Here is a 16288-nt window from a genome sequence, read left to right as displayed (position 1 = left end):
AAACAACTATGTTTGCAAAGAGGACCTCATCGCCCATATTAAAAAATATCTAACTACTTTGTTTAGTCTATAACGTCTTTGAAGGATTGTCAATAATTTTTATTTCGCATAAAAACTTCGCTCTCACGCAATATTATAGCGGGCAGGCTTTTCCTGTTAATATAAACTTTTATCTTTGACTCTTCAGACGTAATATTACTTATCTCCTTATCCTTATCCCACGGCAATCGTATGATATTGATACCTAAAAACGATATCTTTTTTATAAGCGTATAGATTATAGGGGTAACTATATTTATATTACTTCCCGCAATAATAATATTATCCACCCCGCCCATGGCCGCTACGCCCTCTCCGATATATTTCATTATCTGAGATTCATATACGTTGAATGCCAGATCAATTTTGGCATCCTTCCCGCGCATTTTGATCATATCTTTTAACTCAATATCATAGCCTGTAAGGCCTTTAAAACCGCTTTTGTTCTTTAGCATTTCATCGATCTCGTAGATCGAGAAATTATGAACATTCATAAGATAAAAAACTATCCCGGGATCCAGATCCCCGCAAGCCCTGCCTGACATTATGCCTTCGAGAGGAGTATAACCCAGGCTTATGGAAAGCGGCCGCTTGTTATAAATGGCGCATACGGTTGTCTGCTTATCAAATACCAGAGAAATCGTCCTGCTCCCCGAGGGCACCATGCCGGCATTCGCTTCGTGGAATATCCCGTGAAATCCAAATTTCTTTATCTTGCTGTTTTTGTTGTATTCGAATGGCAGGGCGTAATATTTTTCCTCATCCGGTAAATTCAGAAAAAATGAAGTCTCGAAGAAAACTATTAATGGGATATCCCTGAACGCGCCGCGAAATCTCTGCAACATGTCCAGCGTCGACGGAATATAAAATGGGAAGAAAATTGTCAATTTTCCGAACTGGGGGAAAAAATTCGAATTGATAATCTGGGGTTTGTTGAAATAATCGCCTCCGAAGAGTATCCTGAAAGCAATCGCCCTTACTTTATTTTTACCGGCAATGGAGAGTATGCATTTTCTGAGGGCATCATCGTCTTGCATTTCTTCAATGTTTTTGATAAAAAGAGATGGCGTCCAGATCCGTAAATCTTTCAGGTTATAGTCAATAACCGGAATCATTTTTTATCAGCTCCTTGTATGCTTCTTTTGCGATCATATTTTCTTCGTCTGTGGGAATTATAAGAACTTTTGTGCCGGAATCGGCAGGCGAAATAACACTTATGCCTTTATCGTATTCTTTGTTCTTTTCTTCGTCAAGGTTAATCCCTAAAAACCCCATATCCTTACAAATACTTTTACGCAATACCGGAGATCCTATGCCAAGCGAATCTGTGAATATCAAAATATCCGCTTTCTTCAGGATCATGGCGTAAAATGCCACATACGTCCTTACCCGGCGTACATACATATTGAATGCCATTTTGGCCTGTTTACTTTTGTCGATATCCTTAATAGCATCCCTAAGATCGGATGAGCTATTGAATACACCCAAGATGCCGCTTTTATTATTAAGGATATTTTCGGTTTCTTCCGAAGAAAAACGTTCTTTGAACATTATGTAAAAAACCGCCCCGGGATCGATATCCCCGCAACGGGTATTCATCATCAAGCCTTCGAGCGGAGTAAATCCCATGGAATTATTAACAGATTTTCCATTGCTAATCGCGCAAATACTCGAGCCGCCCGAGCCTAAATGACAGCTTATTATTTTCTGAAAAGATTTATCTTTACCTAAAAATTTACACGCTTCCTCCATAACGTATTTGTGGGATATGCCATGAAAACCTATTTTTTTTATATGATATTTCTTCATAACTTTTAAAGGAAGCGCGTAGGTAGAAAATTCCGGCGGGATCGTCTTATGAAAAACGGTATCGAATACTACAAACTGGTCTATACCGACGTATGAACGGTGACAAAATTCTATTAATTTGTAGATTATCGGATTATGGATAGCCGCAAGCGGCAATGTCTCTTTCAATTTTCTCAAAACAACCTTGTTAACCTTCGCGGTCTTACTAAATGACATACCCGGGTGAACATACCTGTGCGCAAAAATATCAAACCTTATATCTTTGTTCTTTTTTTCGTTATCGGCTATCAACTCAAGCACTTTTTTAAGAGCCGCGGAATGATCCGCAAGCGGCGTTTCAATCACTGTTTTTTTACCAAAAACAAAATGCGTAATAATAGAAGACTCTCGAGTTTTAGCGCCTACTCTTTCGGCTTCCCCGCGTACGATCTCGGCCCCATCCGGCATTCTTATTATTTTATACTTCAGGGACGAGCTCCCGCAATTAAGCACAAGGATATTAACCTGTTTCTTAGATTTCATCCGAGCTCCATCCGAATGTCGGCATACCTATGCTTCTTAGAACAATTAACGCCTGGCCACACCCCGCCTTCTCGGTCTTGTCGGCAGTTAATGAATTCGGCCCCGAAGACACAGCATCTTCCGACCCCGCCCCAAACCCTATAGTAGGGATTTTAAGCTGTCCATAAGTATACGAGCCTTCCGTAACTATCTTCTTCCAGTAGCCGAAATCGGACTTAAACCCGTTTTCGGTCAATGTGTTAAGTGATTCCATGGCGAATGGTTGATGGCTTTCCATAGACCACGGCTTAAACTCTTTCTCGGATACCGATTCAAGCCCGGTATATGTTTTCACCCTCTCTTTTGCCATAAGAGTATTGATCGTGATATCCGGCTCCTGCTTATATACAGTCTTAGCTATAGTCTTAGCTTTGTTTAAAATAAAACTTTCGCTCTCTTCCGGTATAAATACCCTATCTACAACTATACGAAATTCACTGACCGCATCCTGCGGCTGATATCCGCTGTAACGCACATCTTTTATCCTGAGCCCTGAACGGCCCAAGTTAAAATCACTCGGTAATTCTTTCGAAACTTTTTCCAGCTCATTTATCAACGGAAACATCGTACCGAGCATGTTTATACCGCGATTTTCCAGAAAATTTCTGTTCAGGCGGCCTTTAACTACTATCTCATATTCCATCCTGCCCTTGTGTCCCAGATTAATATTAAAACCGGTAGGCTCACAGAGAATCACACCTTTAATCTTCTTAATCCTGGACTTTAAAAAATCGTCAAACAGATATTGAATGCCAAAATCACAACATTCTACTCTCGGCACACAACAGATAATCAAATCACCCGTCAGCGGCAAAAGAGTTCTCTTTATCAAAGCGCCGGCATAAACGCTTGAAACAATACCGGACTTAAATCCTTCCATGCCGTTTGCGTCTAAGCCTTCCAGTTTTTGCTGATTCGCCGTCCTCATATCAATATGCGACACCATGACGACAGCATCCTTATTACCGTATCCTTCTATAACCCCTATCAGATTACCGGCCTTATCCTTCGTAATCTTATTAAAGGACGATTCCTTCATTTCTGCCGCGACGATATCGGTGAATTCGCCGATATTTGCGCTATTCAGTTTAAAATTTTCAACGCTTTTGTAAAACTTGTTCAGATTTGCTTTAAGGCCTTTTGCTTTTTCTTTTAGCAGTTCTTTCATGGTGCTCCTCCACTTTGTTATCTTATAGTTAACAATATTAACTCTGGATTAACAATTTGTTCAAAAAAATCTTTTTAGAAAGTAGGTGGTGTCACAACCCATACTGCCTCCGCTTCTTCCTTCCCCATATTTTTAAACGCATGCGGGACATTTGAATTAAAATATATACTATCGCCCTTCCTTAATATATATGCCATATCGTTAAGAGTAACTTCTATCGATCCCTTTAGCACCAAAACAAATTCCTGCCCGAAATGCTTATACGATCTTTCTCCTGACGTCGCGCCTTCCTGGAGTTTAAATAACAACGGCTCCATCTGCTTATTCGGATCACGTGATGTCAAGAGATACAGGTTTATCCCCTTCCCCACTTCCTGGACATGCTTTCTTTCGCCGGATCTTACTATGGGGTCGTTTTCCAGTTTCTGCCCTTCGCCTATCAGACTGCCGATAGTCGTCGACAGAGCATCCGAAATGCTTTTTAAGGTTGCTAAAGACGGTGAAGCTTTACCGCTCTCAACCTGTGATAAAAAACTGGCGCTGATCCCAAGTTTATTTGCCAGGGCCCTTAACGTCAGCCCCTGGTCGCCCCGCAATCTTTTTATATTCACACCAACGATCTTCATCTCTTCCCGCCTCTTGCTAAACATTGTACAACGAGAAATGTTCTGTGTCAAGTACTAATTAACAAAATAAATATTTATTAACTATTACTTAACATTAGAAACTTTTCGTTTTTAGAATAATCCCACCACATTACCGCTCTCATCTAAATCGATATGCGCGCCTGCCGGGTCCGAAGGCAGTCCGGGCATTGTGCGCATCTGTCCGCATAGAGGATATAAAAAACCGGCCCCTGCCGCCACCCGTATATCGCGGATCGGGATAGTGAATCCTGCCGGAGCGCCTTTTAATTCCGGATCATGGGAAAGAGACAGATGTGTCTTTGCCATGCAAATAGGAAATTTATCATAGCCCAGCTTAGTATAAAGTTCTATCTTTTTTTCTGCCTCGGGTGAATATTCAACTTTCGCCGCGCCGTAAACGCTCGTTGCTATCTTTTCGATTTTTTGCTTAATAGGCCCATCCAGCGGATATAGAAACTTGAAGTGAGAGGGTTTATTTGCGGCCCTCACTACCGCCCGAGCCAAATCCATCCCGCCTTCTCCGCCTTTTGCCCATACTTCGCTTACCACCGCATCATCGGCGCCGGCCGCTAAAGCTTTTTTGCGCACAGCCTCTACCTCTTTATCGGTATCGGTAGTAAATCTATTTATCGCCACTACTGCGGGTAACCCAAATAACCGTATATTTTCGATATGCTTTTCCAGATTTACGGCGCCTTTTTCGACCGCATCTATATCTTCCTTTAATAAATTTTCACTCAAAGGTTTTCCCGCCACCACTTTGAAACGCCCGCTATGCATCTTTAGCGCGCGGACAGAACAGACGATCACTACCGCGCTCGGCACCAATCCCCCTATACGGCATTTAATATTAAAGGCTTTCTCCGCGCCGCAATCAGCGCCAAAACCGCTTTCCGTAACCACATACTCACTCAGCTTAAGCGCGATCCTATCTGCAATGATAGAATTATTTCCATGGGCGATGTTGGCAAAGGGCCCCGCATGCACAAAACATGGGGTATGTTCGGTCGTTTGCATCAAGGTAGGTTTGATCGCGTCTTTTAAAAGCACCGCCATCGCCCCGGCCACTTTCAGATCCTCGGTAGTAACCGGTTTCCCGTCATAGGTAAAGGCAACCACGATCCTGCCCAAACGCCGCCGCAGATCTTTAAGATCGCCGGCCAGGGCCAGTATTGCCATGACTTCCGACGCTACGGTAATATCAAAGCCGGTTTGGCGCGGGATACCGTCTTCCTTTGCCCCCTGGCCTATGGTAATATTACGCAAAGATCTATCGCTGACATCCACAACTCTCCGCCAAAGTATCGCCGAAGGGTCTATATTCAATTTATTACCATGATAGATAGAATTATCTAAAAATGCCGCGCATAGATTATGCGCCAGGCCAACCGCGTGTACGTCTCCTGTCAAATGCAGATTAAAATCCTCCATCGGCACAACTTGAGAATACCCACCGCCCGCGGCGCCGCCTTTTATACCAAACACGGGCCCAAGCGACGGCTGGCGTATACAAGTAGAAACCCTCTTCCCTAATCTGGCTAATCCCAGCGACAAACCGATCGTAGTAACGGTCTTGCCTTCACCGAGCGGCGTGGGCGTAATAGCGGTAACATCTATATACTTACCGTCAATATTCCCTTTTATCCGCTGTAAAATAGAAAGCTCCACCTTTGCCTTGTATTTTCCATGTAGCTCCAGCTCATCATCGCGAATACCTATTTTTTCAGCGATCTCCGCAATAGGCTTTAATTTCACCTCTCGAGCGATCAATATATCACTCTTCATCTTTATTTTTCCTTTCCTTATTCAGGCATTTATCCGATACCGGCTAAAGCTTTTTTTATATCTTTCGGGCTTGCCGGATCGGTATCGCCAAGCGGATATTTTAGTTTCATACATTCCCATTTATGCTTACCCAGGGTATGATAAGGCAGAAATTCGAATTTTTCACAATGGGCTTGCCCGTCGAGTATCTTCTTTAACGCCTGCATATCTTTTTTCGAATCGTTCAATTTGGGAACAAGAACATATCTTAACCAATAAGGCTTTTTTTCTAATTCCAGGATGTTCAAAAAATCGATTACCTCACCTAAAGGCCTCGACGTTATCTTTTTATGCAATACCTCGCGCGCGGCCTTTATATCAAGGATAAAAAGATCTGTAAGCGAAATAAGCTTCTGCAGTAACTTCCTATTATGGTCATTATAAAAAGCGCTTGTATCCACGGCGGTATGGATGTTATTCTTTTTACAGAGCCTGAATAACTCTATCAGGAACTCCATCTGCAAAAGAGGCTCTCCCCCGGAAACCGTGATGCCTCCGCCGGATGCTTTTATATACGGCATGCAACGTTTCACTTTTTTAAGCACGTCCTCCGCGGTCATATCAAATCCGGCTTTTAAATCCCAGGTATCCGGATTCTGACAATATAAACAGCCGGCGGCACACCCCTGCAGAAACACAAGAAAACGTATGCCGGGACCATCCTGTGTCGCAAAACTTTCTATCGAATGTATCCTTCCGGCGCGAGATCTTCTGCTACATGGCTTCATGAAACGTCCTCGCCAATACCTCCCTCTGCTGATCGGGCAATAATTTGTTGAAATGAACCGCATATCCTGACACGCGAATAGTAAGTTGCGGATATTTATGCGGATGGCGCATGGCATCTTTAAGCGTTTTCTTATCGATCACGTTGATATTCAGGTGTTGGGCGCCCTTGATAAAGTAACCTTCGAGCAATGCCACGAGATTGGAGACCCGCTCCTCTTGAGTCTTTCCTAAAGTATCCGGCACGGTAGTGAATGTGTTCGATATGCCGTCCCTGCATTCGGAATACGGGATACCCGCGACGGAATTCAGGGACGCTATAACCCCGCTTTTATCTCTGCCATGCATTGGGTTTGCCCCGGGAGCAAAAGGCTCGCCTTTTTTCCTGCCGTCCGGAGTAGCCCCTGTTTTTTTACCGTACATCACATTCGACGTAATAGTGAGAACAGAAAGCGCCGGGAGAGAATCCCTGTAAAACTTATATTTTTTTATCTCCGCAAGAAATGTATTTACCAGATCAACGGCCCTGCCATCTACCCTGTCATCATCATTCCCGAAGGCGGGAAAATCTCCGCTTATCTTAAAACCTGCCGTAAGGCCTTTATTATTACGCATGGCCCTGACTTTGGCATAACGAATGGCGCTCAAAGAGTCAGCGACAACCGATAATCCCGCGATACCGAATGCCATATAACGCGTCAGCTCTGTATTGAGTAACGCCATTTGCGATCTTTCATAATAATATCTGTCGTGCGAAGAATGTATAATATTAAGAGCCTGGACATAGGTTCTGATCGTCCAGCGCAATACTTGCATAAAACCCTGTTTTACTTCGTCATGATCCAGGAGATCGGAACTCATAGGAGGTATTCCCGGAACTATTTTTTCGCCGGTGATCTCGTCCCTGCCTTCATTTAACGCGTAAAGCAATACCTTCGCAAGATTACATCGCGCCCCGAAATATTGCATCTCGCTTCCGTTTTTTAACAGGGATACACAGCATGAGATACTGTAATCATCCCCGCCGATCAATCGCATTAAATCATCATTCTCGTACTGGATAGAACTCGTAGCGATAGATACCTTGGCGCAGAATCTCTTAAAATTATCAGGAAGCCTGGAAGACCATAGAACTGTAAGATTGGGCTCAGGCGCCGGCCCTAAATTGTACAAAGTCCGTAAAAACCTGTAGGATGTCTTTGTAACCTTATGCCTTCCGTCTATACCCACCCCAGCGATAGATTCTGTGATCCACACCGGATCGCCGGCAAATATTTCAGAGTATGATTTTGGCCTTAAGTGACGTACCATGCGCAGTTTTATCACAAAATCATCTATCAATTCCTGCGCTTTCTCTTCAGTCAATGACCCTAAGCCAATATCTCTTTCAATATATATATCGAAGAAATTGCTCACGCTCCCTAAGCTCATAGCGGCGCCGTCCTGCTCCTTTACGGCGGCGAGATAAGCAAGATAAACCCATTGGATAGCCTCTTTCGCATTCTCCGCCGGCCTGTTTAAATCACACCCATAGGATTTACCTAATCTTACAATATCCTCTAAAGCGCCTATTTGATCCGCTATCTCTTCCCTTAATTGTATCGCCTCCTGAGAAGAATAGTCCTCGAACAGCTCCTTATCATGTTTTTTAACTTTAATAAGCTTATCTATGCCATAGAGCGCCACTCTCCTGTAGTCGCCTATGATCCTTCCTCTTGAATAATTATCCGGTAGTCCCGTAATTAGCCCGGTACCGCGGGCTTTTAATATATCGGCAGTATAAGAATCAAACACACTGTCATTATGCGTCTTCCGATATTTTAAATATATCTCCTTTACCTTGTTATCCAGTTCGTACCCATAATCCTTACAGGCATTCTCGACTATACGTATTCCTCCCAGCGGCTTTATCGCTCTTTTAAGCGGCTTGTCGGTCTGCAATCCTTTAATAATTTCGAGTTTTTTATCTATATAACCGGGCCTGTGGCTTGTGATCGTCGATACGGTCGACACATCGATGTCATATACGCCGCCCTTCTTATGCTCTTTCTCAAAAAGATTAAGACACTTCTGCCATAACTTTTTAGTTCTTACGGTAGGCCCGCATAAGAATGACTCATCGCCATCATACGGCTTATAATTTCTATTAACAAAATCCATCATATCTATCGTCTTATCCCATCGTCCCCGTATGAACATATTACCTTCTCCTGTAAAAAATATAAACGCCTGGATTCTTAAAACCCAGGCGTTCGATTTTGCTCAAGTCGCGCTCCCGCATGGTTACCCATGATACTACCGCCAGTCGCGCTTTTAAACCAAATTGTAACCATATCTTACCGGAAAATGAAAAAACTGTCAATGAGGAAATCAATCGATGCCGAAATGAACAGGTTAAATCTTAAGCACATTTTACACGTTTGTGGAGCCCGCTCGGCCTAAAAGCGAGGCTCCCTCTCCCCAAGGGTTCGCGAAAGCCGCATTCATTCGCAAACTGAAATCCGGAGATTTCTGCCGGGAGATTAAACTCGTTTAAAACATTGGTTAGGTTGCGCCAACCAAGTCATATTACAATTATGTTTTACCCATTCCTTGATAGTAAAATGGCCTATAAAACGAAACATCGCATTTCTAAAATGCAGTTGAATAAGCGAAGCAAACGCCCTGCGTAGAGAATAAAATTTTGTATACGCCTGAAGAGCATTCACCTGCAGATCTCTTGCCGATAACAATTTTGGATTAAATACAACGTGCTGGCCGTCATAAAGACTCCAGTCTTTTGTGAAGATCCTCTTCTGTGCATCGAGAGATTCATAGACTTTCGTGCCCGGGAACGGAGTAAGTATCGCCATCTGTATAGTGTCTATCTTATGCTTTATGGCAAACTTCAAAGTTTCCCATATAGCGCCTTTGCCGTCATCCTCACCCCCCAGGATAAACATACCATGGATCTTTATCTTTCTTCTATGGAAGGAACGGATAGCGCTCACGATATCATCGAGGGTCTGTTTCTTCTGGTAGGCCTTTAACGTCATTGGATTTATAGACTCGAACCCAACGCATACGGCTTTGCATCCTGCGCCTGCCATAAGCCTTAAAAGCTCTTTATCTTTGGCGGCATCACAGCGCACCTGGCAATTCCAATGATTTATATTATTCTTCAGTAGAAGTTCCAGCAGGCGGCGCGTGCGTTTCGGGTCTGCCGTAAAATTATCATCTACGAAGAAGAACGATCTCGTGCGCCTGGACTTCATCTCTTCGATGATATTTTCAGCGCTACGGAAACGGTATTTGCGGCCAAAGATCTTTGTGACAGAGCAAAAACTGCAGTCAAAGGGGCATCCTCTCGACGTAGAGATAGGCATGGTAAGAAATGAGGACCAAAATCCTTTTATCAATGTGAAATCTGGGTTAGGTAAAGTGTCCAGATTCTGAACCGGCGTGCCGTAAACGATAGGCTCGATTCTTTTGCCCTCAACTACATCGACAATAACATCATCGGCCTCTCCCACTACAACCTGCCTGCAGAATGGAAGCGCCTCCTCGGGGAGCAGGCTTGCGTGAACGCCGCCAATGATCACTTTCTCTTTAGGAAATTGTCTGGCTATTTCATAACCCCGCTTGGCCGTTGAAGTCAAAATGGAGATGCCGATAAGATCCGCGTCGAGCTTCGCATAATCCGGTTTATGAAGATCTTCATTGTAGATCTCGACCTCATGCCCTCTTTTTTTTAAGATGGTCCCGAGGTAGACCGGGCCCAATAGAGGCATGGATGATTTACTGTAGACATTCCCTTCTGAAGCGGTGGGCTCTATGAAAACTATCTTCATTCATCTCCTTTTTCTGCGTTTCTTATTCGCCTTTATATGCCACTTGTCAAACTCCTGACTTATTATACTCTCATTCCGGCCGGCTGTATACCGGTATCGCTCAGCCGCACCTTATCGCTCTGTTCAGGGCGGATGATTAAATTGCGCGAGGAAGCGACCTTTTCGCATAAAGCGATAAATAAAAAGCCTGCTATCGACTAATTCGACCATAGGCTTTAAACTTTAGAATATGTACATGCCTCTTGTACGAGTATAAGGAAATTTTCGTAGGTATTTGTTATGGTCGAATTATTGACATGATCAAATAAAACTACTACTTAGAAAGGCATATTCCTCACAAAAATGTATATTCTATTTTGTCGGATCCTTCTTACAATGCAAAGGAATGTCGACAAGCAACGGCCAGGCTTTCTGCCAACCAAATGCATGACTTGCGCCTTTTACGATAGTTATACTTTCGTGTTTTTCGTCGCCGATCCTGTCAGCAAATGATTCAATAATAGATAGAGGTATGACTTGATCATCCACTGCGGCAAAATGTCGTTGCGGAATATCCGATACCTTTGAGGCAAAATCCATTGGGCTCAACGCCCCTTCGAGAGGTGTAACTTTATGGTATAGATTAACGGCTTCCGGATCGAGATTTCCGGCGATCGTACGAATGCTTACTACGTCGTTTCTTCGCGACGCGATAATAATAGCGATGGTAGCCCCGCCGGAATAGCCCACTAAATTTATATCTTTTGACTTACTCTGCGCCTTCAGTTCATTAATTGCCGAATTCATGGCGCTCATAACTTCACCCGAGAAACGCTTTCTAGACCAATATTCCGGATCACAATCCGGGTTTCCGGAAATAGTTAACTGGCCGGGTCTGGCTAAATAAGCAACGTTCCCGGAATGGTCCATGACTGCAAGCGAAAGGGCAAGTGCGTGGCGCGGCGTCGGATCGCCGGATAGTTCACGGCGTGTTTTCCATGCCGCGCCGTCACCTTCTATATAGACTGCAAGAGGTTTGCCCGGAGAGGTAATCTTGCTAAAAACCGTAAGGGTACATAGCCCGGTCTTTATGTATTCTTTTTTTAAATTGTTTTCTGAGACGATGTTGTCGGCTATACGATATCCGCTATTGACAGTGGCGCATCCAGCCAATGAAATAATGACAACTATCCCGGAAAGAATGTAACTTAGATATTTTATCGTCCGCTTATCCAGGTTTTTAGAAATTATATCTTACGTTTAGACTTCCGTAATGCTCGTAGTAATCTTCTTTGAGCAGGAAGTCATAATCCAAATCAAGAGAGACATTATTTTTCGCCATTATACCTACTTTTGTTCCTAAATTATATGCGGACCTGGCGGGCCTGAAACCATTTGTCCCGAAAGAAGTACCGCCGCCGGAGAAACCTGCTGTCGTCGCTTGGCTTTCGCCGATCCAGTCATAGATCCATCTGGCGTGTAGATCCGGTAATATAGTGACGTATTTCAATTCTACTGGATAGGCTAATTTCATGCCGATACCGGTCTGAAACATATCGTAATCCTGAGAGCTGACGTTCAGATTGAGGGAATCTGCGCCTGTTTCAGTATAGCTTCCGACACGCAGATGCATGTAGTTCAGAGCCAGAAGCGGTGTTAAGCGTAGATTCTTATAGAAGAATGAATAACCGCCTTCGACATATCCACTGTATTGCTGGCCGCTATAATCAGCTTTTGCCGTACGCTCGATAGCGCCCACCGCTATCTGGCGGGAACCTGTGTAGCTGTTATACATGAATGTAAACGCGGAGTCGAGATAGAACGGGTATTTGTTATTATCGTAAGTGCAGTATATGGTGCCGGGAATAGAGTCAATATCTGTATGTCCGCAATAATCTTTTGACCTTACAAATGTCTGCCCGTAACCAGAGCCTATGCCCATGCGCAGAGAATCGATACCTATATTAAGAGGAATATCTGCGCCGCCCGTCACGCCCCATGAAGTAGCATTGTAGCCGTTACTCGACTGGCGCGGATCCTGATGGGCGTAATCACCTAAGACCTGGGTCCAGATGCCTAGGCCCTTAAAATAATCATCGCCTGTTGCGACACCAGTAACACCGGCCGGTAAGCGCATGTCTTCAAGATGTATCGTCAACGTATCGAGTACCTGATTAAGCATGGCTATGGCTGATTGGGTCACCGCGCCGTCTACTGTAGGGCTCATAGTATTCTCGGAGGAAGCTACCTGACTAGATGATAAGTTGCCCATGGTATTAAGAATATTGGTCATGTCGGCTGTCGGATTGGTAACATTATCCAACACATTACCGACAGCCGCTGCGTTCGTATTAGTTGCCTGTCCCCTAAAGCTGTTGGACCCGGAACGAACGGCGGTAAGGATTAGGTTACCGCTGGACCTCGACCCCGAAAACGTAACATACGAATTACTTGATGTTATGGTTCCTGGCGCATTGTCAACTACGCCGCCGTCGGTATCAATAACCGTAAGAGATGCGCCATTAGGTATATATCCACCCACGTTAACGTATACCGTACTATTAGCAGCGGTAATGCTAGCCCCACCGGTAGCTTTCACGGAGCCATAAGCACTGGAAGAGTTCGCGGTAAGCATAAACGTTGATGCCGCGGTAGCACCCTGCGTATAGGTAGAGCCGGCTCCAAGATCGAGACTGGTAGTACCGACATCCAGCGTGCCGCCTTCTATCGCAACGTTGCCGGAAGCTAAGGCTTTAGTGTTACTGGCCGTTATCGTGCCGCCGTTAATGGCGGTGCCGCCAGTGTATAAGTTAGTGCCTGATAGAGTCAGAGTGCCTGTGCCTGATTTGATCAAGCCGCCCACATTGGAGGCCGCTAACGCGCTTGCGAACGTAACATCGTTACCATTTGTATTGATACTCATGGCGCTGGTACTATTTTTGATCATACTAGAAATATCCTGTGTATTAGTGCCGCCGTATTGGAACAAACCGCCTGTAAAATCGATCTCACTGGTTGAGAGAGTGCCGCCTGAAGTACCGGTACCGAGCTGAAGCGTCCCGCCGGCAATCGTCGTCTTTCCGGTATAACTAAGGCTATCACCGTACAATATCTGTGTTCCGGTACCGCTTTTTGTCAGAGCGAGCGTGCCGGTCGAGGCACCATTATCTTTGTCACGCATCATTCCGTTCCAAGTATAAGATTGGCCGACAGCGGTATCAATAGTCAATGTGCAGTCCGACCAGACACCGGCTCCGCCTCCCCACGGTGTATTCTGAATGACAGCATTAGCGCTATCAGTGCTGGAAATACCCGCTACCGTCTGATTAGTGCCCTGCATTTGAAAACGTCCGTTACCCGAACCGGAAGTGGTCCAGCTTATCACCGAAGTAGCGCCAAATTGGTTGGCCTGTGTCATATCGAGGAATGGCGAATTATAATTGTCTATAGTCACATTTCCGGCGATAGCTACAGCACCGCCCGTCTTACTTAACGTCAAACGCTCTTTTTCGAATCCGGCAGATCCAAGAGTCGTAGTGCCGCTGTATGTATTTGACGCGGCTCCCGATAACGTCGTAACAGCGCCGTTGGCCAGCGTAAGGCCGCCCGAACCCGATATTGCGCCGCTAAGCGCCATATTGCCGGTAACCGCGGCGGAAGTCGTCGTTATCGTCAGCGTGTTCCCGCCGTTATCGACAGCGCCTCCGACCGTCAGCGTACTGCCGCCAAGCGTAACCTGTCGTGCGGCATTCATCGTAACAGCGCCAGTGCCGAGATTAAGATTTTGAGTACCGCCAAATGCGAAGTCGCCGTTCCAGCTTTGAGTATTATTGTTTGCCAGCGTGATAGCTCCGGCGCTCGTATTATCGATAGTACCTCCGGAAATAGTAAATGCGCTCGTTGCGCCGCCAAGAGCCGTGGTACTATTAATATTCAATTTACCGGCAGTAAGAGTCGTGCCGCCTGTATAGGTATTGTTGGCGCCAGATAGAGTTAGCGCTTTACTGATATCAGTCATATTGATCTCGATCTGCCCCGCATTAGTTATATTGCCTGTCAGTGCAAGGCTATTCGAACCGGATATTATAAGAGCATTCGTAGCGGTCGCGCTCAAATCGATAGCGTTAGATATGGATCGGGCATCGTTATTCGACTGCAAGGTACCCGAAGCGCCGTTTAAGGTAAGGTCTCCGTCACCCAAACAGGTGTTATTACCAAGAGTAATATTGCCGGCAGTAAGAGTCGTACCGCCGCTATAGGTATTGCTATTGCTCAAAGAAAGAGTTCCGCTACCGGCCTTAGTCAGGCCGCCCGCGCCTGCGCCTATGACTCCGGTAATACTAGTATTGCCGTCTCCGGTTACGGTAAGCAGGTTGGCTCCGTTAGTCACACTTCCGCCCACCGTAAGCGTCCCGGCATCGGATTGCAGAGTGCCGTCTGCAGTCAGCGTAATTGCGCGGTTAGTCCCTAAATCAGTGGTGGCGGTACTTTGCAAAATGCCTGTGCCACCGGTAAAGTCAATGGTGTTACCGGCCGACCCATCGCCTATGGCAGTGTCCGCGTCGATCTTTAGAGTGCCATCATTGATTATAGTCACTCCCTGATAAAGGTTTACGCCTTTTAAATAAAGGGTGCCTGCTCCCTGCTTACTTAAACCGCCTGTAGTTGTCGGACACGCGCCGGTCATTGTAAGAGTTGTGCCGGCGGTATCGACGGTAATAGAAGCCGTCTTTCCGGCGTTAATGGTAAAATTTCGATTGGTACTGGCGGTAGCACCGGTATAGTCCAAAATGCCACCGTCGAAAACAAGATTGGCCGCAACGCTCGCCGCGGCACCGATAGCGCTTACAACGCCGCCATCACTAATAGTAGCTACGCTTAATGTGCCGTCGCTTATGGTGGTAACACCGGTGTAACTATTAGAGTTGTTGCTCAAGGTAAGAGTCCCGGCCCCCGATTTAGTCAGGCCGCCTGCTCCCGAGCCTAATATACCGCTGATAGTGGTATTACCGGCACCTGTTACGGTCAGGGTGCTGGCGTTATTAGTAATATCGCCTCCTATAGTTAGAAGCCTTCCGGTATTGACATTGAAAGCCTGGCTCGCAACTAATTCTATACCGCAATTCATGGTTACATCATTGTTTGCGGCGCTCATATCAAGACCAACGGATCCATTGTGTAAAGTATTTCCGGTCTTAATTAGGACATCACCGTTAAGGTCGTTTTGAAAAACAAGGCCGTCACAAGCTACTTCTCCGCCTAATGTCAGATCGCCTGCATTTCCAGCTGAAATTACGCTACTAAAGATGCCTGTCTGGCCGGCTACGATTGCACCGAGACTCCAGTCTGGCAATCCATTCATAGTATTCGTATCTTGCTTAACTGTATCTGCCGCAAATCCATACCCAGCGGAAATTAATAAAATAACGGAAAAGATAAGCACTGCTAAAAAAAATTTCTTCATGCGATTTCTCTCCTTTTAATATATATATATATATTAACATTTATTGATGCTAAAGTATAACATAGAAATGGCAAAAAACAAGACGCGGCAAAGAAACTGAAATCATCCTCCAGCGGATAATATAAAATAGTCTGTTGCTTTTCGTTCTAAAAAAGCTCTTTAACAAAGAAGCAGAGCTTAGTAACCTTATGGTGTTACGACCAATAACACCAAAAAAGGAGGTTACTATGGAAACGCTCTG

At 45.1% G+C, this 16288-nt stretch carries 10 protein-coding genes and 1 riboswitch; all 10 genes read right to left on the bottom strand.

Annotation, left to right across the window (positions count from 1 at the left end; all coding sequences use genetic code 11):
* Positions 1-89: 89 nt before the first annotated feature.
* The 10 genes from PHS46_01810 to PHS46_01765 all read right to left on the bottom strand — a co-directional run bounded on the left by PHS46_01810 (position 90) and on the right by PHS46_01765 (position 16047).
* A complete protein-coding gene (locus PHS46_01810; protein MDD3905248.1) occupies positions 90-1154 on the bottom strand; it encodes a hypothetical protein in 1065 nt (354 codons plus the stop codon).
* Positions 1138-2370: an acetate/propionate family kinase gene (locus PHS46_01805; protein MDD3905247.1), complete on the bottom strand. Its 1233-nt coding sequence runs from the start codon at positions 2368-2370 to the stop codon at positions 1138-1140. Before PHS46_01805 ends, PHS46_01810 begins: the two co-directional genes overlap by 17 nt.
* Positions 2360-3577, bottom strand: coding sequence for a hypothetical protein (locus tag PHS46_01800; protein MDD3905246.1), 1218 nt, complete (start codon positions 3575-3577; stop codon positions 2360-2362). The genes PHS46_01805 and PHS46_01800 overlap by 11 nt, the downstream gene beginning before the upstream one ends.
* A gap of 74 nt (positions 3578-3651) precedes the next feature.
* The gene (locus PHS46_01795; protein ID MDD3905245.1) at positions 3652-4203 is read right to left on the bottom strand and encodes an XRE family transcriptional regulator; all 552 of its coding nucleotides are present in this window, start codon (positions 4201-4203) and stop codon (positions 3652-3654) included.
* Between the two features lie 111 nt (positions 4204-4314).
* Entirely contained in the window at positions 4315-6009 is a 1695-nt protein-coding gene (locus PHS46_01790; GenBank protein MDD3905244.1) for a formate--tetrahydrofolate ligase, read from the bottom strand.
* Positions 6010-6038: 29 nt separating this feature from the next.
* Complete coding sequence (gene pflA / locus PHS46_01785; protein MDD3905243.1) at positions 6039-6776, bottom strand: pyruvate formate-lyase-activating protein; 738 nt, start codon at positions 6774-6776, stop codon at positions 6039-6041.
* The gene (gene pflB, locus PHS46_01780; protein MDD3905242.1) at positions 6763-8973 is read right to left on the bottom strand and encodes a formate C-acetyltransferase; all 2211 of its coding nucleotides are present in this window, start codon (positions 8971-8973) and stop codon (positions 6763-6765) included. The genes pflA and pflB overlap by 14 nt, the downstream gene beginning before the upstream one ends.
* A gap of 36 nt (positions 8974-9009) precedes the next feature.
* Positions 9010-9093: riboswitch (ZMP/ZTP riboswitch) on the bottom strand.
* A gap of 203 nt (positions 9094-9296) precedes the next feature.
* Positions 9297-10604, bottom strand: coding sequence for a radical SAM protein (locus PHS46_01775; protein MDD3905241.1), 1308 nt, complete (start codon positions 10602-10604; stop codon positions 9297-9299).
* Positions 10605-10955: 351 nt separating this feature from the next.
* Positions 10956-11756, bottom strand: a complete 801-nt coding sequence (locus PHS46_01770; GenBank protein ID MDD3905240.1) for an alpha/beta hydrolase — start codon at positions 11754-11756, stop codon at positions 10956-10958.
* 67 nt (positions 11757-11823) lie between these two features.
* The gene (locus PHS46_01765) at positions 11824-16047 is read right to left on the bottom strand and encodes an autotransporter domain-containing protein (GenBank protein MDD3905239.1); all 4224 of its coding nucleotides are present in this window, start codon (positions 16045-16047) and stop codon (positions 11824-11826) included.
* Positions 16048-16288 lie beyond the last annotated feature (241 nt).

It is taken from the genome of Candidatus Omnitrophota bacterium (assembly GCA_028699255.1).
Taxonomy (GTDB): Bacteria; Omnitrophota; Gorgyraeia; order 2-01-FULL-45-10; family 2-01-FULL-45-10; genus FEN-1322.
This window is presented reverse-complemented; position numbering and strand designations above follow the sequence as displayed.